This is a genomic window from Bacillus sp. V3B, assembly GCF_024494465.1.
In the GTDB taxonomy this organism is placed as follows: Bacteria; Bacillota; Bacilli; order Bacillales; family Cytobacillaceae; genus Bacillus_BD.
This window is the reverse complement of record NZ_JAETXM010000001.1, coordinates 285,428-304,226: the sequence shown is the minus strand read 5'-3', so window position 1 is coordinate 304,226 and position 18,799 is coordinate 285,428. Positions and strand designations below refer to the sequence as shown.

The following is an 18,799-nucleotide window of genomic DNA, read 5'->3' as shown; positions in this document are numbered from 1 at the left end:
CCCTCCTTCCAAAAATCAAAGAAACCATTACAAAGTTTTACGAATTTGCTGAATGTCTGCTAAAAGAACTTTAGCTCTTTCTAAATCCTTATAACGTTCTGCTTCCTTTAGTTCAGCCTCTTTTTCCTTTATCATTAACATTTTTTGATATTTCAACACCTGATTAATATAATCCATTAATTCTTGATCAGAAATTTCCCCATTTAAGGGCATCATTTCTATATCAACAATCATTCTTCGGAGCTTTTCATCATCGATATAACTGAGAAAAGAATTTAAATCAGGTGAATGATCACTTTCATAAAACCCATATAAATAAGTGATAATAGCTTGGTGTTCATCTATGTTAAAAGTATGACCTTCCATTAACTCCTGTACCCTATACGCTACTTCCCTACTTCTAAGCATATGAGCAATCAGTGATCTTTCCGCATTATGAAATGCCGGTTTGATTCGATCTGCCTGCCTGGTCATCATCATCGGTTTTTGCAATACTTTATTCTGTTGATTCTGCTCTTTCCTCTGGTGTTTCTTGTCATACTGTCTTTCCTGCTCTTTTAATGCTTCAAGAGAAAGATTAAATTCATCTGCCAGTTGACGTATATAGAAATCTTTCTGGACAGCTTTTTCAAGACGACCAATCTCTTGTAATACTTCTTCTATATAAAGAAGTCGATTGCCTTCATCTTGTAAGTTTTTCCCTCTACGATAATAGAGCATTTTAAAACCCATTAAAGTCATGCTTCCATCAATAATCTCATTGCGGAATTTTTCTGCTCCAAATTTCTTCACGTAATCATCAGGGTCCATCTCATCTGGCATAATCGCTACTTTTACTTGGCAATTTGCCTGATTAAGCATATCACCTGCTCTAAACGCCGCTTCTATACCAGCTGAATCTGAGTCATAACAAATCGTTACAGACTGAACATTTCTTTTTAAAATGGAGACATGTTCATCTGTTAAAGATGTTCCCATTGTAGCAACACCATTTTCAACTCCAGAACGATCAGCCGCAATAACATCAGCAAAGCCTTCAAACAATACAGCTTGTTGGCGTTTCCTAATGGTTGGTCTTGCCAAATGATAATTATAAAGAATTTTACTTTTATTAAAAATGATTGTTTCGGGACTATTTAAATATTTAGGCGTATTTTCTCCTAACGATCTTCCAGAAAAAGCAATTGTCTGTCCATTTCGATCATAGATGGGGAACATGATTCGATCTCGAAATCGATCAAAGAAACTCCCGTCCTGATCTCGTTTAATAATAAGACCAGCCTTCTCCATTAATTCTGGAGGAAAATTTTTATTCGTTAAAAATTTATAATCAAAGTCCCATGAGTCAAGGGCATAACCAATTTGAAACTTATCAATGGACTGTAGAGTAAATCCCCTTTTAAGTAAATATTCCAGTGCATTCTGACCCTCTTTTGTATTTACAAGTAAATGATGATAGAATTTACGCAACAAATTATGAGCGTCAATCATCTGTTTTACATCATTGGAAACTGATTTAGAATTGTCTAGAGTAGAAATGCTCGTTCCAAGGTCAATATTCGCTTTATCTGCAAGTTTTAATGATACTTCCTGAAACGAAAGACCCTCTATTTCCATTAAGAAAGAAAATACATTCCCCCCTGCACCACAGCCAAAGCAATGATAAACTTGTTTATCAGATGAGACTGAAAAAGATGGAGTATTTTCACCATGAAAAGGACAAAGACCTACATAATTACGGCCTTGTTTTTTTAGCTGTACGTATTCGCTAATGACATCCACAATATCCGATGCCTGCCTAATTTCATTTAGCTTCTCTTCGGCAATTCGATCTGACATGTGAACACCTCCATATTTACTTTATGAGGTATTCGTCAAAAAATATTAAATTCCTGCAAATTCAGACAAAATATTTGATAATTCCTTTATAAACCTTACTCAGTCCTTATTCGTATAGGGTTTTGATCCTTTTCCATAAATACCTTTTCTTCGTGCCTTTGCTAATAAATACCTCATGTCTAAAGCAGTATGAATTGACTTTTCCTCATAAGAAACTCCCTTTGGAGATAGAACGTAACTCCTTGTAGTAATAGTGTCGAAGCCAGACCTATATCCTTAGTAACAACTAAATCACCAGCCTTCACATGATTCATAATATACAAGTCGACAGCTTCCTTCGTTGAGTCAACGAACTTCCACTTCATGTTATTCAGATCATTTTTCATGTGAGCATATGAGGCGACGAATAGTGTTTCAATGTCTTTTTCATTAGCGATTTCGACAATTTCTTCTTTAACCGGACAAGAATCAGCGTCAACATAAATAACCGGTTTGCCTAATGTACTAATAATTCTACATCACTCCGCATAATCCTTCTTTCAGGGAACAAATTTTCTAATGAAATCGTGTCGAATTTTTTTTAGTAGTTGACTTGACTTCTCTCAATAAATAGTTTATTCCTTGAAGGGAAAGTCTAAACCTAATTATGATACATTTTTATCACAATTTTTTATTATAGTACATAAATTCAATTTTCGCATTAATTTTTTTATATAAATGCTAATTAATCCAAATTTTTATGCTAAATAGACTACTATGAAACAGAAATGAATCAACCTTCCTATTCTATGTAAAATACTGCTATTATAACCAATAGAAAATAGCACATTGAAATCATGTGCTATTTTTGTCTTTTATTTTTTTCCACCATATTGTAGATAATATTAGCTGTTTCTTCAACTGCTTTGTTTGTAACATCTACCACCGGACAACCGATTCGTTCTATAATTTTTTCAAAATACATCAGTTCTTCGTTAATTCTTTCCAGTTTTGCATAATTAGCATCGTCACTTAACCCTAAAGATTTCAAACGTTCTCTACGAATGCCATTTAGCTTTTCGGAACTAATTTTCAAACCAAAGCATTTATCCGGAGAGATTGTAAACAGTTCATCAGGTGGCTTAACTTCCGGCACAAGTGGTATGTTTGCCACCTTTAATCGTTTATGTGCTAAATATTGTGAAAGAGGCGTTTTGGATGTCCTAGATACACCGACAAGTACAATATCAGCCTTCATGATTCCTCGAGGATCACGACCATCATCATACTTAACTGCAAACTCAATTGCTTCAACTTTCTTAAAGTAATCCTCATCCAATTTATGAATGAGACCTGGCTTATTTATCGGTGTCTGGCCATAAAGTAATTGAATTTGATCTATGAGTGGTCCAATAATGTCATATGCCAAAATATCTGCTTTCATAGTAGCCTCTTTCATATACTCACGTATTTCCGGCTTGACAAGAGTATACGCAATCATACCTTTATCACTCTTTGTTAAGGAGATGACTTCGTCTACATTTGACTCGTCCTCTACAAATGGAAAACGTTTTATAATAATATCATTCCCACTAAATTGGCTGAGTGCCGCTTTAGTAACGAGTTCAGCCGTTTCCCCAACTGAGTCGGATACGACATAGATGATTGGCATGTTACTCATCCATTTATCATCCCCTTCTATTTCAGTCACAGTCACGTACAAATTTTTTGCTTATTCATTATCCGCTAAAGCGACTAATGCTTTCGTTATATTTGTTTTTGTAATTCTTCCAATGACTTCAAAACCATTATTTACTTCTTTCACAACAGGCATAGAGTCAATTTGCTTTTCGATCAACTTTTGGGCTACATCAATGACAAGGTCCTCACGTAAGCACATCGCTATGTTTGGCATCCTTGTCATAATAATATTAACCGGCAAGCTCGTCAATTCCTGATTGCCGATACTAGCTCTCAATAAATCTTTCCGTGAAAGTACACCAACGAGCAATGATGTTTGATCCACAACAAATAAAGTACCAACATCCTCTAAAAACATCGTTACAATCGCATCATATACAGAAATATTCTCATTGACAACAACTGGAATGGATTGATAATCCTTTACATATAACTTCTTTAAATTTTCAGTAAGAAGCTGCACACTTGATTTTCCAGTATAGAAATAACCTACACGAGGTCTTGCATCTAAAAAACCTGCCATCGTTAAAATCGCAAGATCAGGTCTAAGAGTAGCTCTTGTTAAATGCAGACGGTCTGCAATATGTTCCCCCGTTATTGGACCATTTTCCTTTACAATTTCTAATATTTGATCTTGACGTTTATTAAGTTCTATTGTCCACACCACCTATCATGCCCAGTTGAACAGGAATAATGTTATACTATTACATAATTATTATATACTATTTCTTAGAAATGAAAAGCTAATCTATCATATCAGTCATAATGTTTTGTTCAGGGCAGTAGGTACAAAGGTAGTATTAGAGTAGATAATGATCAAGATAAAAGAACCTAATATCAAACGAACTTTTTATTTTAATCAGTCAACAAAGTAGCTTGTCAAAAAAGCCAATTACTTTACATTGATCTCACTAACATTGGCAAATCTTTTAATCAATTGAGAGAGTTTTACCATAAGGCTTAAACGATTTTGTTTGATCGCTTCATCTTCAGTCATGATCATCGTATGTTCAAAATATGGATTAATCTCTGGTTTCATTGACACAAGTAAATCAAAATACTCTTCTTCTGTGACACTCTTATTTAAAAGAACGTTTACAGCCAAATATTTTTCATACAATTGCTGTTCAAAATCATTTTCGAATAATGTCTCTTGAATAGCCCCTTCATTTGTAGCCTTGCTTGAGATATTTAAAATTCTGCTTAATGCTTCAATATTTTCTTTAAAGTCAACATCATTTCTCTTTTCCTCAAGAACTTGTGCCCTATTTACTAAAGAAGTAACAACGCCTACTTCATTGCCTAACACAGCATCAATTAAATCATAACGAATGCCTTTTTCTTGTAGTAAATGTTTTAGACGCAGTTTAAAGAAAGAGATCACTTCACTTGTAATGTCTTCAAGACTTTTCTTCAAGATACCATCAGCTTCAAGAAGCGACAATGATTGATTTACGATTTCCTCTAGATTAATTTGCCAATTTTTTTGAAGAAGAATTTGAACAACACCTGTTGCTTGACGTCTTAAAGCATACGGATCTTGTGAACCACTTGGAATGAGCCCAATCGCAAAAAAGGATGCAATCGTATCGATTTTTTCAGCAACTGACAGAACAGCACCTACACCACTTGCTGGAATTTGATCTTCAGCGTTACGCGGCATATAATGTTCATTAATCGCTTTTGCAACCACTTCATTTTCCCCTTTTTGGCGAGCGTATTTCTCACCCATAAAACCTTGTAGTTCAGGAAACTCATAAACCATATTTGTTACTAAATCAAATTTACATATCTCAGCTGCTCGGTCCCCGTCCCGCTGTTGTTCATTGGTAAACTCCATTTGATCTGTAAGAATATTCGTCAAACGTCGAACTCTTCCAACTTTATCTGATACGGTGCCAATATCTTCATGATAAACAATTGAATTTAATTTATTTAAAGATTGTTGAATATCTCTTTTTTGATCTTCACGATAAAAGAAGTCTGCATCAGAAAGTCTTGCTCGTAATACTTTTTCATTCCCTTTTGCAACCTTTTCTACATGATCCGTTCCACCATTTCGAACAGTCACAAAATAAGGAAGCAATTTTCCATCTTTTGATTTTACCGGAAAATAACGTTGATGTTCTTTCATCGAAGTAATCAATACTTCTTCAGGTAGCTCTAAGTATTCATTTTCAAATTTCCCATATAAGGCAGTCGGATATTCTACCAGGTTATTGACCTCTTCAAGCAGACCTTCATCTACTAGGATATCCCAATCATTTTCTTCTTCAAGTTTTTTCAATTGTTCAAGAATCGTATTTTTTCGTTTTACTGGATCAACCATAACAAACTGTTCTAGCATCGCTTGTTCATAATCGGCTGGAACTGTAAGGTGAAGCTTACTACCTAGAAAACGATGCCCTAGGCTCCAATGATTTGTTTCCACATTCGTAATTGAAAATGGTATCACTTCTTGACCAAACAAAGCAACAATCCATTTTATTGGTCTAATATAACGAAGATCTTGATCAGCCCAACGCATATTTTTCGGGAAGTTCAGACTTGTACTAATATCTTTTAACTCAGGAAGCAGATTTTTCGTTTCCTTCCCTTCAATAAACTTTTTAACATGGGCATATTCTACACCCTTTATTTCTTTAAAATAAATATCCTCAACAGTCATTCCTTGTCCACGGCAAAATCCAATCGCCGCTTTTGACCATTCACCCTCTTCATTTTGGGCAATTTTTTTGGCTGGACCTTTTGCTTCTTCATGAATGTCAGCTTGTGCCTCATCTACATCCAAAACAAGAACCGTTAAGCGACGCGGTGTTGAAAATGCTTTTAGTTCACCATAATTAATTTTCTTTCCTTCAAGCCATAAGCGAACTTTATCAGCCAATTGGTTCATCGAATTCGTTACAAATCGAGCTGGCAATTCTTCTAAACCAATCTCTAATAGGATATCCTTTTTAGTCACGATTATTTTCCTCCTTTGCCTTTAAAATTGGAAAGCCCAGTTTTTCCCTTTCATCATAAAAGGTTTTGGCAATTTTACGAGCAAGATTACGACAACGTGCCAGATATCCCGTTCTTTCTGTCACAGAAATAGCACCTCTTGCATCAAGTAAATTAAAAGTATGTGAGCATTTTAAGACATAATCATACGCTGGATGAACAAGACCTGCTTCCATCTGTCTATGTGCTTCTTTTTCATAAATATTAAACAAGTTAAACAACATCTCTTGATCAGATGTTTCAAACGTATACTTTGAATGCTCATACTCCGGTTGTCCGAAAATATCGCGAATCGTAAAGCCTTCTGTCCATTCAAGATCAAATACATTTTCTTTATCTTGAATATAGGAAGCAAGCCGTTCAATTCCATAAGTAATTTCAACAGAAACCGGTTTACATTCAAGACCTCCTACTTGTTGAAAATAAGTAAATTGTGTAATTTCCATCCCATCAAGCCATACTTCCCAACCAAGTCCGGCACATCCTAATGAAGGATTTTCCCAGTTATCCTCAACAAAGCGAATATCATGCTCAAGTGGATTAATACCAAGTGTCTTAAGAGATTCTAGATAAAGTTCCTGAATATTGTCAGGAGAAGGCTTCATAATTACTTGAAATTGATGATGCTGATACAACCGGTTTGGATTTTCACCATAACGGCCATCTGCAGGACGACGTGATGGTTCAACATATGCGACATTCCATGGTTCAGGACCAATCGCACGCAGGAATGTATAAGGACTCATCGTTCCTGCTCCTTTTTCTACATCATAAGCCTGCATTAAAATACAACCTTGGTCAGACCAATGTTTTTGCAGTGTTAATATCATATTTTGAATATTCATACCACACCTCCATAAATTAAAGCAAAGTACCTGCTAGGCACTTACGCTAGACTACTTTCACCATGACTTCGTTAAACAATAGTATTATTCTAATAACCATCATTAACCTAGCCCTTTATTTTAAAAACACAAAAAACTCCCGTCTCTATGCTCTAATAGCATAGGGACGAGAGTTATACCCGCGGTTCCACCCTACTTGCAAGCCTAAATGACAAGCCACTTTCATTTATGTCTTTAACAGACACAGTATGTCGCTCAAGAATGCCATTCCTTAAGGCTCTATACTCGGCTTTCACTATCCCGAATTCGCTTAAATAGAGAAAATTAAGTACTCTTTTCCATCACAGCAACGATTATATGATTATGATTTAATAGTTGAATAATAGCGAAAACAAAAGAGCTTGTCAACTGCTTATAATCATTTCCCTATTTTCGTTACGATCAGTGGAGGTAAAAGCTTCTCCATTGTTAGAAAGCCCCTTTATCGAATCGATCAAGCTGCTCTAAAAACTTTTTAGATTTTAGGTACAATCCTGAATACTCATCATAGTAACCATTAATTACTTTTTTAAGCTCAGTTTTTGTTTCTTGTTTTACCGTAATATTTCCAAGACGGCTCATATCTAAATAATAAAAAATACGCAATAACTTTACTGTTGCAGAAGATACTTTTAGATGATAAGGGTCTTTTTCTAAACAACGGTGGCAGATAATTCCACCTTCTCTAATCGAAAAGGAAAACTTACCTTCTGTACTCCTACATACCGCACACTGGTTCAAAATAGGATAATGACCAAGCGTATTCAACATCTTCATTTCATAAATATTCTTCATGATTTCAGGGTCATATCCTTCATTTAAATAGGTTAATACTTGGAGCAGCAGTTCAAATAAATAGGGATTATGATTCTTTTCTTCTGTACTTTTATCAGTTAATTCAACCACATAACTTGCATAGGCAGTAAGAAAGATATCTTCTTTAATTGAACGTAAAGAAGCGATCATCTCCCCCTGTTGAAGGCTCCCAAGACCGCTTCCTTTTTGCACTAAGTAATAGCCATATGTTAGAGGCTGGGTGATGGCAGCTAATCGGCTTTTCGTTTTTTTAGCTCCGTTTGCCATCACACCAATTTTTCCCCATTCACGTGTAAATAAAATGACTATCTTATTCGTTTCGCCGTAATCTGTCGTTCGAAGGACAATCCCTTCACATTTTTGAAACATTCTAGCACCATCCCTCTACGGGAGACAAACCTATGTCATTGGAAAATCGATTTCTTCTAGCTCTTCGTCCTTATTTCCGGGTATTTCTTTATTCTCCTTCTCTAATTCCTTAAAAAGAAGATATGTGTCAACATTACCTGTTTGTGAAAACACTTTCCAAGTAAAATCTAACATTGAAACCCCACCTTTCGTTTGTTGGACTAGCTATTTATTCATTCCAATCCATACACTTATATTTGCCTGTCTTTCGTATAATCATGACACGAAAATTTTGTTAATCCTAAACATGCATAAAATTGGTTGCATGTTAATAATTTAGTTAGGGCGTAATTTTTAATACTCATCCTCACGAAAACCATAGTCACGTAACTGTGAAGCTTTATTTCGCCAATCCTTTTGAACCTTTACCCATAATTCCAAAAATACCTTTGATCCAAGTAAGTTCTCAATATCCGCTCTTGCACGTTTCCCAATTTCTTTTAACATTTTTCCTTGTTTTCCGATGATAATTCCTTTTTGCGAATCTCTCTCAACAATAATCGTCGCCATGACATGAATCATATCTTTATTCTGCTCTGGCGCCATCTTTTCTAACACAACAGCGAGAGAATGTGGAACTTCTTCCCTTGTCAAATGTAAAGCTTTCTCTCTTATAAGCTCAGACACGATAAATCTTTCAGGATGGTCCGTTACTTGATCAGCCGGATAGAATAGCGGGCCTTCAGGAAGATACCGTTTCACTTGTTCTAACAATGTTTCAACATTATTTCCTTCAAGTGCTGAGATAGGGATGATTTCAGCAAATTGATATTTTTCTTTATAAGAGTCAATCACGGCTAGGAGTTGATCTGGATGAATGCGATCAATTTTATTAATAATCAAGAAAATAGGTGTTTTGACTGATTGGAACTTTTCAATAATAAATTCCTCACCACGCCCATAGCCTTCTTCTGCATTCACCATAAACAGAATAACATCTACTTCTTTTAGCGTATTTTGAGCTACTTTCATCATAAAATCGCCCAATTTATGCTTTGGCTTATGGATCCCTGGTGTATCAATAAAGATGTACTGTGTATCGTTTGTCGTTAAAACTCCCTGCACCTTGTTCCGAGTAGTTTGTGGCTTATCACTCATAATGGCAATTTTTTGCCCAATTACTCGATTAATAAATGTGGATTTTCCTACATTTGGTCTTCCAATGATGGAAATAAATCCTGATTTAAATTCTGTCTCATTCATTTCTTTATTCATTTAAGTCCTCCGCTGAAAATGCTCCCGGTAGTAATTCTTCAACTGTTAATAGCCTGATATATCTGTTCAAGTTTTCAACCTTTTTATCGAAGACCACCGCTTCTTTTTATTTTACCCTATTTCTTTTAAAATTTCATCGTTTACAAGGAATTTGTAAACAAAAAGTTAGAATTTTCTAAAAACAATACTAAATTCAAGCTATTACAATGGCTTTATGTCAAAAATAATGACGAATAACCTCCTTTTTACAAAGCTTTCTTTAACCCTATTCATAAACACTTCCTTTTACAAATAAAAAAGTAGAATTGTACAAATAAAATATATTGTGTACAACTCTACTTTTCAAATATCTTTGGTAAAAAAATTATACATCCGATCAATACAGACACAATTGCATAAATGAACACTGCCCCTGCCGCCACGTCCTTTGCTTGCTTGGCTAATGGATGAAAGTTTTTCGTTACAAGATCTACTACCCGTTCAAGCGCTGTATTTATAAGTTCAAGCGCAAGTACCCCTCCAATAGCGAAGATAATAAACATCCATTCCACCGTTGAAAGACGGTAGAGCAGACCAAGGATCATGACAATCACTACTACTACCGTATGAATTTTCATATTTCGTTCATTGCGTAATGCATGTAATATCCCTACAATGGCGAAAGTAAAAGGGCGTAGTAATCCTCTTTTCCGTCTACCTTTGAAGTCCGAATTCATCTAATAGATCCTTTTGTCTTGAAAACATTATTTTCTCCTCTTCTTCGTTTTCATGATCATACCCCAGTAAATGAAGAAACCCATGAACCGCTAAAAAACCAAGTTCTCGAATAAAAGAATGGCCATAATCATCAGCCTGCTCTCTTGCTTTTGCAAGTGATATAATCACATCACCTAAAACCCGTGGCAAATCAACACCAGTGAGAGGAATTTCTCCTTCACCAAGCTCCTCCATGGCAAATGAAATGACATCTGTTGGCTTATCCTTCTCTCTATATTCACGATTAATTTCTTGAATTCGATCATTCGTTACAAATGTTACAGATAGCTCACTATTTGCTTCTACCTTTTCCTTTTCAGCTGCAAAAAAGAGTAGCTTTTCAATCGTATTTAGTTCTTGCTCTGATAACTCCTTTGTTTCATCAATAAAATCAATCATTATACTCATGCATGCTTCACCTTCTGTTTCGATATTTCTGGATATTCAATCCTAGAGTGAAAAATCCCTTTTAGTGATTCACATAAAGTATCGGCAACTTTATCCAGTTCCTTTAATGTTAAATCACATTCATTAAATTGGTTATCTTGAAGACGATCCGAAATAATTTTTCGTACAAGTCCTTCAATCTGCTCAGGAGTAGGCTGTGACATTGAACGTACAGCAGCTTCAACGCTATCAGCAATTCCTACAATGGCCGATTCCTTAGTTTGTGCTTTAGGTCCTGGATAGCGGTAATCCTCCTCACTTACATCAACACCACTTTGCTTGGCCTTATGATAAAAGAATTTCAATAACGTTGTTCCATGATGCTGCTCAGCAATATCAATAATTTCTTTTGGCATTCGATGTTTTCTCAACGTTTCTGCCCCGTCTGTTACATGAGCAATAATAATACTCTTACTCGTATTTGGTGCCAAGTTGTCATGAGGATTTTCTGTATTCATTTGATTTTCAATAAAAAAATACGGTCTTTTTATTTTCCCAATATCATGATAATAACAACCTACCCTTGCAAGCAATCCATTCGCCCCAATCGCTTCACAGGCACTTTCTGCAAGATTTGCAACCATTACACTATGATGGTAAGTACCTGGTGCTTCCGTTAATATCTTTTTCAGTAAAGGATGATTTGGATTCGATAGCTCAATTAATCTCATCGTTGACAAAATCCCAAAACCCGCTTCAAAAAATGGAAGTAGACCGATCGTCAGTACTGCAGATAGTATGCCAGACATTAAAGCAATCATGATAGTAATCCCATATTCTGTAAGATCATATTGAGCATTTCGTAAAAACACTAGAGAAAAAATAACAAGTACATTTACGACTGCCACAAATAAACCTGCCTTAAAGATGTTTGAGCGATGGTTATCATTATTCAAAAACATAATGCCTGCGACGCCACTACACAAAATATAGATACCAACCGACATATGAAAGGAACCCGTTACTCCCTCATTAAACATAATCGAGCCACTGATGGCCATAATGATCATATGAAGTACTGCTACTTTTTCATTGATCAATATTTTTATTAATAACGCCCCCATCGCAGCGGGGAAAATAAAGGGAATATTCGAGTATTCAAATATACGGAATAGATTCACTGTTTTCATCAGTAAAATGGACAGCACGAAAATCAAACTGAATAAAATCAAATAAGTGTGCTTCGTTTCTTTTTTCTCATCAAGGCTGTAAAAATAAAAATACAAGGCAGCCAAGAAAATAAGAATAAGTATAGCTAATCCAATAAAGGGCTGGATCGATCGCTCGTTATCTAGCAAGCCGACAAGGTCCAATTGACGATAGATATCCCGACTTATAAGTTGGTTTTCTTGTACAATAATTTGTCCTTGCAAAATTTTAACTGGCTCAACACTTTCTACTGCTTGATTACGCATTTCCTCCGTTGCTTCTGGATCATAAAATTCATTTTGGATGATCGCATACCTTCCAAGATGAATCGTCGCATTTTTTAATGATGTGTTTAAGCTAGTGTATTTTAATTCTTCTTCTAGTTTTTTCTTAGCATTTTCAACATCATGAGCTGGAATACGACTACTCATAATGGTATTAATGGCCGTAACAGAAAGATCTCTTGCAATAATTAGATCATCTTCTGATGCTGCCAGTAAACTTGTAAAAACAGTATTTGGTATGTCTTTCGTCACATCACCTGTTAATTTCTCCTTCAATCTTTTTAGATTTTCAGATTCAGAAGGGACAGCGACATTCTCATCTTCTAGTTGTTGTTTTAGGCTATTTTCCTTTTGTTCATCTTCTATTTCATCCCTAAGCTCTATGGCCGAGTCAAATATAGATGTCGTTAAATCGATCCGGTTTTGAGATATCGTTTTATTTAATATATATACATCCTGTACTTGTTCTTCCGCTGCTTTTTTCTTCGCCTCAGTGCTTTTTTTATCTTCAATTGTAATAGGCGAACGTATCGTTTGCTCTGCAATAGAAAATAAACTTACATTTAACTTCTCTGGCCTTATATTATTGAACATCGATGCGTAAAGGATTATTCCTAGAAGTAAAAACAAGAGGATACGAAAAAAAGTCATTTTTAATAAATTTCTTATTTTTAAAAAATGATGCTGCATCGTTTTCTTGATTCCTCCTTAATTATAAGAAAAGCAAAAGAAACTGAGTCAAAGTAAAATGCATGTCCTGAGAAAGATTCCATTTTTTTCTTATAGGTTTATGTAAAAATAATAACAGCTTAGTAAGCTTATTTCACCTTTTTCTAAAAAATGATGAATAAAAACAACTTCTATTATTATCTAGTTTATCCATTATAATCCTTCTATAAGCCTTACTGAACTCTCTTTTACTCAATAACGAAAAAATAAAACCGTCCGGTAAATCCGAACGGCATACTTTATTCTTTCCAGTTTCAGCACCCTATTCCCTTAAGGTAACAAGCCCTGTCTAGTATCAGCTCCTAGGGACTCGAGCCATAAGCTATTCTGTCAAGAAGGTTAAAGAACAAACTTCTTGACGACTCGTCTTCTGCTATGCTCAAGGCTAAGCAAGGCGCTTATACTTTTACTCTTTATTTTCATAAGCTTGAATAATTTTTGCAACGAGGGGATGACGAACGACATCACTTTGTTCAAGATAAATAAATTTGATTCCAGATACATCATGTAAAATTTCCTCGGCAATCATTAACCCTGAGGTCACACCCTTTGGAAGATCAATCTGTGTTTTATCGCCTGTAATGACCATCTTCGAGCCAAAACCTAGACGTGTTAAAAACATCTTCATCTGAGCCATCGTTGTGTTTTGTGCTTCGTCTAGAATAACGTATGCATCATCAAGTGTTCTTCCCCTCATATAGGCCAACGGAGCAATTTCAATAATCCCTCGCTCCATTAACCTTTGAGTATGTTCCGTACCAAGAATATCATGCAATGAATCATAAAGCGGTCTCAAATAAGGATCCACTTTCTCTTTTAAATCTCCCGGCAAAAATCCAAGACTCTCACCAGCTTCCACAGCCGGACGTGTCAAAATAATTCTTTTAACTTCACCACTTCTTAAAGCATTGACAGCCATAACAACAGCTAAATACGTTTTCCCCGTACCTGCAGGACCAATCCCAAACACAAGATCTCTTTTCTTCATTGCCGAAACATAGTGGCGTTGACCAAGTGTTTTAACACGTATGGATTTCCCTTTTGCGTTTTTGGCTATTTCCTCTTCAAATAAATCTTTAAATTGGTCAAGTGTTCCTTTTTTAGCCATTTGGATGGCGTATGTTACATCTCTTTGACCGATCGTAATGCCTCTTCGAATTACATGCAGCAGGGCTTCTAAAATGTTGCCAACCAACTCTACATGTTCAATATCTCCTGAAACATAAACAGTCTCACCTCTAGTGATGATTGACACACCAAGTTCTTGTTCGATCACTTTAAGATTCGCATCGGCATTACCAATTAAGGTAATTGCCTCATTAGAATTCATCAACTGAACATTCATTGTTTTCAAATCTTCTGTCATTCCGACTCTCCTTGAATAATTGGTTTTCCTTCAGCAATATTTTCGATAATTTGGAAATGTATTGATATAGTTACTTTACCATTGTCTATTGATTGGTGCAAAACTTTTTCTCCTTTGATTATAGCATCTTCAGATAAACGGTTTTTTATATCTAATTTCGCCATTTCTTTTGCTACTTTGAAAGCTTCTTCTTTCGAATAAATCCTTGTCTCCTCCTCATTTTCACGATGTGTATCACTTATAAATGAAAACGGAAGAATCCATTTCATAAAGTTAATGTTCTTTTCGTTCGATTCTGTTTCATATTCTTTAAAGTCTATTTTCCCAAAACCCCATATAGGTATTTTAAAGTCAGCTATTTTTATATAATACTTCTGTTTCTCGTTCCCGTTATATACTTGAAAGGTACTCTTTATCGGCAATTCAACATCTGATTTATACCATGTTTCTCCCCATATTTCACCTTTCGCTGGAACTTGTAGATTTTGACCTTCCTTCCCTATTAATCCCGATACAAGTAATTGTCCTTCTTCTACCTTGTCATGAATATCAACAACTGCTTGCCCTTCTTCAACAAACATGTCCACAATTACTGCCTTTTTTTTCGCAACAAGATTCTGTGGGCTTAAGTATTCAGGTTGCTTTGGTTCATTTTTTTCCACCACTTGAAGATGATAAGCTGTCCCCTGTAATTCAACACCAACCCATGTAATTTCTTCAATATTGTTTGTTAACTGACGTTGAATCGATTCTACATTATCAACAAAGAATTGAAGTTTTCCAACTTTGACTCCCAACTTGTCTAATTCTTTGTGAATTTTGTATTCTGTTGCAGGATCTGCTCCTTTTACATGGATACCCCAAATCATATTCGATAAAAGTAAAATGACAAACATAAAAAGGATTGCCCCTACCAAGAACCCACTATTATGAAATAACCTTTTCAGTAGGAAAGGAAAACCTTCACCTTTTATAAATTCAATTCGACAACCACTACCTCTGGCATAATGTCTAAATTTCTTTACATCATTTAACTTCATTTTAAATGTAATCGATTGAACACCTAGTCGTCTAACTTCCCAAATTAAAAAACCACTTCTTGTTAATATGTTGATGAATCGTTCGAGACCTTTGCCAGTTATCTTAACGGTTATCATACCAGGAAAAAAAATGAGCCAGCGGTTCTTCATCCCTATCCTCCCCACTAATTACTTGTTCATAAAGAAGACGATGCCTTCCTTGCACAAGACTTGTAAGAGACGGTTTTTGCAAAAGGACATTGCGTTTTTTAACCGACTCGCTTTTTTATAGCTTTTAATCTTATCCAGCTTTGCCACCTAGCCGCTCGAGGTCTGAAGTCAATCACTTCTAAAGGCAAAGTTTTCTTCTACTAGTGCTTGTCTTAAGTTAGTCGCACTTGTACAGGCTGTGTGGACGTCGACGTTCGCCATAAGATTTTTCCTTGGACTGTTAAATGTTAGAGCCCTTAGAAAAACCAATCAGGCTCTGCGTGACAGGACGTGGCAGGTTTTAGTCGATGTTCCTCGATTTAGGTCCCAAAGCTTTTATTCTTGAATGTAAATGACTTGGTCTATTTTTCCTTCTAATAAGATTTCTTCCGGCATTATAGCCTTGATGATGAATGCTTTTCCTTTTATTAATAGCTGCCCTTGTTTCAAAAGCAGTCTAAGTTCTTTATCTGAAAAGGTAATCAGTCCACGATGGTTTTCGATATAAATATGTATATGTCCAATCATCGTTATACGGGGTAAGTCCATCATGACATCCTGAGGAAGTTCCATATTTTTTGTTACCCAATTTCGGAGGTAATGTCCCCACTTTTTCGCCATAAAAAAGAACCCCCTTTCATCTCATATGTATGAAATGAAAAGGGGTTCTAGCACCTTTTTTTCTCCACGACCCTAATTTCTATATCTCGATTTCATATAAGGTTTTTTTGCACGTGGGGGGCCTAGAATTTCGGACCAAATAACCGCATCCACTAATTTCGTTTGATCAAGATCAATTTCTTTACTTTCTGGCTTTTCTTGAATAGGCAATGATTGTGGCTCCACTGATTTTAATTGTTTATCAGTAGCCATTTGCTGATATAACTCCTCAGTTTTCTGGTGTACTATTGGCTTCTCTATTTTTCGATCTGAAGAGGTTGTTTCTTCTGAAAATGAACGAGTCACTTCCTTAAATATTTCTTTTACTTCATCAAAAGAACTGATTGGTTTTGTTTGCTTATTTTCCTTAGGATGATAGGTTCTTTCTTTGCTTTCTGTTTTCCCTTTCCTCTTTTTAAATAATGAAGAAAGCACAGCAATCAATATAATGAGTATAAAAGGATTATCGAAGAAGAATTCAAAACCCACTAGAGAACCTCCCTTCTACCTGTTTAACCATAACCTCAATCCCTATTAGGCTTATCGTCTTTAGAGCCTGACATTCTTCCAATGGAATCCCGCATGTCTGTGTCAGCAGTAATATTTTGCAAATTCATATAATCCATCACACCTAGATTTCCTTCTTTAAGTGCTTCAGCCATAGCTAATGGGACAGTTGCTTCTGATTCAACAACTTTAGCTCTCATCTCTTCGACCCGTGCTTTCATTTCTTGTTCTTGTGCTACTGCCATTGCACGACGTTCTTCCGCCTTCGCTTGAGCAATCTTCTTATCAGCTTCAGCCTGTTCTGTTTGTAAATTTGCACCAATATTTTTACCGATATCCACATCTGCAATATCGATCGATAATATTTCAAAAGCAGTACCTGAATCTAAACCTTTAGCAAGGACTGTTTGTGAGATCATATCTGGATTTTCTAATACTTTACTATGATGTGCCGATGAACCAATCGTTGAGATAACACCTTCCCCAACACGAGCTATAATCGTATCTTCTCCTGCACCACCAACAAGTCGATCGATGTTGGCTCTAACCGTTATTCTTGCTTTTGCTTTCACTTCGATCCCATCCATTGCAACACCGGCAATAAACGGAGTCTCAATCACTTTCGGGTTAACACTCATTTGCACCGCTTCTAATACATCTCTACCTGCTAGATCAATAGCAGCACATCTTTCGAAACTCAATTCAATATTTGCACGATGAGCTGCAATTAAAGCATTAACAACTCGGTCAACATTACCACCTGCTAAATAATGACTTTCAAGATGGTTTGTTGTTACATTTAACCCTGCTTTATGCGCTTTAATTAAAGGGTTAATCACACGATTCGGAATAACCCTTCTAAGCCTCATCCCAATTAATGTAAAAATACTTACCCGTACCCCAGCAGCAAGAGCTGAAATCCATAGCATAACAGGGACAAAAGTAAATAAAATAGCCAATAAAATAATTCCTAAAACAATAGCTATTATTAATATTGCTGATCCTGCATTTATGACCATTATAATCCTCCTCTAATCTTTTTTTAAATTCATTACTTCTCGAACAACAATTCTGGAACCTTCCACCTTTACAACCTTTACTGTGGCACCTTTCTTGATAAAGCCACCTTCTGAAACAACATCAACTCTTTCATCCTCTAGAATAATCGTACCAGAGGGACGTAAATCTGTTAAAGCATAACCACTAATGCCAATTAGTTCTGTTCGATTTCGGTTGGACACATATCCACTTTCTGTACTTGTTGAATCTGTTAAAATTAACTTTTTAAAAAACTTCATTTTTTTATCATACACCTTTATCATAACCACTGAGGCTAAAATCGAAATCACAAACGCAATAAGTAAAGAAATGCCAGTATGAACGAAATCCTCAGCCGCAAGAAAAAAGCTAGCTAAAAAAGCCGCAAATCCCAAAATACCAATAATCCCACCTGGTAATACTAATTCTAATAAAATAAGAACAATTCCGACAACAAATAATATGACCGTGTTTAGGTCTGCCAACCCTACAACTAAATGTCCATAGAAAAACAAAAGGAATCCTAAAAGACCAATTATTCCAGGAAGTCCAATCCTTGGGGTAAACAATTCAACGACAAATCCTAAAAAACCGATTGTTAATAAAATAGGGATGACAATTGGATTGGTGATAAACTCAGCAAGTTGATACAGAAAAGTACTGTTTGTTTGTCCATCTCTAATTACCGTAAAAGCGTTAACATAAATTGGATAAGCAAGCAGAAAAACAGCCAATAAACTAGATATAAATGCACGGTATCTTCTTACCATCCATAGTATCCTCCTTTCA

At 35.7% G+C, this 18,799-nt stretch carries 16 protein-coding genes, 2 pseudogenes and 1 other annotated feature; all 18 genes and pseudogenes read right to left on the bottom strand.

Features of this window, described 5'->3' with window-relative positions:
* Positions 1-27 precede the first annotated feature (27 nt).
* Positions 28-1,839: a DNA primase gene (dnaG, locus tag JMM81_RS01485; protein WP_256239732.1), complete on the bottom strand. Its 1,812-nt coding sequence runs from the start codon at positions 1,837-1,839 to the stop codon at positions 28-30.
* Positions 1,840-1,938: 99 nt separating this feature from the next.
* A pseudogene (locus tag JMM81_RS01480) lies at positions 1,939-2,276 on the bottom strand (DUF188 domain-containing protein).
* A 404-nt stretch (positions 2,277-2,680) separates the two neighbouring features.
* Entirely contained in the window at positions 2,681-3,499 is an 819-nt protein-coding gene (locus JMM81_RS01475) for a pyruvate, water dikinase regulatory protein (RefSeq protein ID WP_256239731.1), read from the bottom strand.
* A 51-nt stretch (positions 3,500-3,550) separates the two neighbouring features.
* Positions 3,551-4,183 carry a transcriptional regulator CcpN gene (gene ccpN, locus JMM81_RS01470; protein ID WP_256240290.1) on the bottom strand — a complete coding sequence of 211 codons (633 nt, stop codon included), beginning with the start codon at positions 4,181-4,183 and terminating at the stop codon, positions 3,551-3,553.
* 228 nt (positions 4,184-4,411) lie between these two features.
* The gene (glyS, locus tag JMM81_RS01465) at positions 4,412-6,484 is read right to left on the bottom strand and encodes a glycine--tRNA ligase subunit beta (protein WP_256239730.1); all 2,073 of its coding nucleotides are present in this window, start codon (positions 6,482-6,484) and stop codon (positions 4,412-4,414) included.
* Complete coding sequence (gene glyQ, locus JMM81_RS01460; RefSeq protein WP_256239729.1) at positions 6,477-7,367, bottom strand: glycine--tRNA ligase subunit alpha; 891 nt, start codon at positions 7,365-7,367, stop codon at positions 6,477-6,479. Before glyQ ends, glyS begins: the two co-directional genes overlap by 8 nt.
* A 159-nt stretch (positions 7,368-7,526) precedes the next feature.
* Positions 7,527-7,721: a binding site (T-box leader), on the bottom strand.
* 114 nt (positions 7,722-7,835) lie between these two features.
* Positions 7,836-8,591 carry a DNA repair protein RecO gene (recO, locus tag JMM81_RS01455; RefSeq protein WP_256239728.1) on the bottom strand — a complete coding sequence of 252 codons (756 nt, stop codon included), beginning with the start codon at positions 8,589-8,591 and terminating at the stop codon, positions 7,836-7,838.
* A 30-nt stretch (positions 8,592-8,621) separates the two neighbouring features.
* The gene (locus JMM81_RS01450; RefSeq protein ID WP_256239727.1) at positions 8,622-8,765 is read right to left on the bottom strand and encodes a YqzL family protein; all 144 of its coding nucleotides are present in this window, start codon (positions 8,763-8,765) and stop codon (positions 8,622-8,624) included.
* A gap of 159 nt (positions 8,766-8,924) precedes the next feature.
* The gene (era, locus tag JMM81_RS01445; RefSeq protein ID WP_256240289.1) at positions 8,925-9,833 is read right to left on the bottom strand and encodes a GTPase Era; all 909 of its coding nucleotides are present in this window, start codon (positions 9,831-9,833) and stop codon (positions 8,925-8,927) included.
* A gap of 347 nt (positions 9,834-10,180) precedes the next feature.
* Positions 10,181-10,561 carry a diacylglycerol kinase family protein gene (locus JMM81_RS01440; RefSeq protein ID WP_256239726.1) on the bottom strand — a complete coding sequence of 127 codons (381 nt, stop codon included), beginning with the start codon at positions 10,559-10,561 and terminating at the stop codon, positions 10,181-10,183.
* Positions 10,539-11,009 (bottom strand): rRNA maturation RNase YbeY, encoded by a 471-nt coding sequence (gene ybeY, locus JMM81_RS01435; protein WP_256239725.1) that lies wholly within the window; start codon positions 11,007-11,009, stop codon positions 10,539-10,541. The genes JMM81_RS01440 and ybeY overlap by 23 nt, the downstream gene beginning before the upstream one ends.
* Positions 11,006-13,171 (bottom strand): HD family phosphohydrolase, encoded by a 2,166-nt coding sequence (locus JMM81_RS01430; protein ID WP_256239724.1) that lies wholly within the window; start codon positions 13,169-13,171, stop codon positions 11,006-11,008. The genes ybeY and JMM81_RS01430 overlap by 4 nt, the downstream gene beginning before the upstream one ends.
* A gap of 445 nt (positions 13,172-13,616) precedes the next feature.
* Complete coding sequence (locus tag JMM81_RS01425) at positions 13,617-14,576, bottom strand: PhoH family protein (protein ID WP_256239723.1); 960 nt, start codon at positions 14,574-14,576, stop codon at positions 13,617-13,619.
* Positions 14,573-15,766: a sporulation protein YqfD gene (yqfD, locus tag JMM81_RS01420; protein WP_256239722.1), complete on the bottom strand. Its 1,194-nt coding sequence runs from the start codon at positions 15,764-15,766 to the stop codon at positions 14,573-14,575. Before yqfD ends, JMM81_RS01425 begins: the two co-directional genes overlap by 4 nt.
* Positions 15,767-16,141: 375 nt before the next feature.
* Positions 16,142-16,426, bottom strand: a complete 285-nt coding sequence (gene yqfC / locus JMM81_RS01415; RefSeq protein WP_256239721.1) for a sporulation protein YqfC — start codon at positions 16,424-16,426, stop codon at positions 16,142-16,144.
* 72 nt (positions 16,427-16,498) lie between these two features.
* Positions 16,499-16,954: a hypothetical protein gene (locus tag JMM81_RS01410; protein ID WP_256239720.1), complete on the bottom strand. Its 456-nt coding sequence runs from the start codon at positions 16,952-16,954 to the stop codon at positions 16,499-16,501.
* A 35-nt stretch (positions 16,955-16,989) separates the two neighbouring features.
* Positions 16,990-17,991, bottom strand: a complete 1,002-nt coding sequence (floA, locus tag JMM81_RS01405) for a flotillin-like protein FloA (RefSeq protein WP_256239719.1) — start codon at positions 17,989-17,991, stop codon at positions 16,990-16,992.
* Positions 17,992-18,003: 12 nt separating this feature from the next.
* Positions 18,004-18,669, bottom strand: a pseudogene (locus JMM81_RS01400) (NfeD family protein); the annotation flags it as partial.
* Positions 18,670-18,799 lie beyond the last annotated feature (130 nt).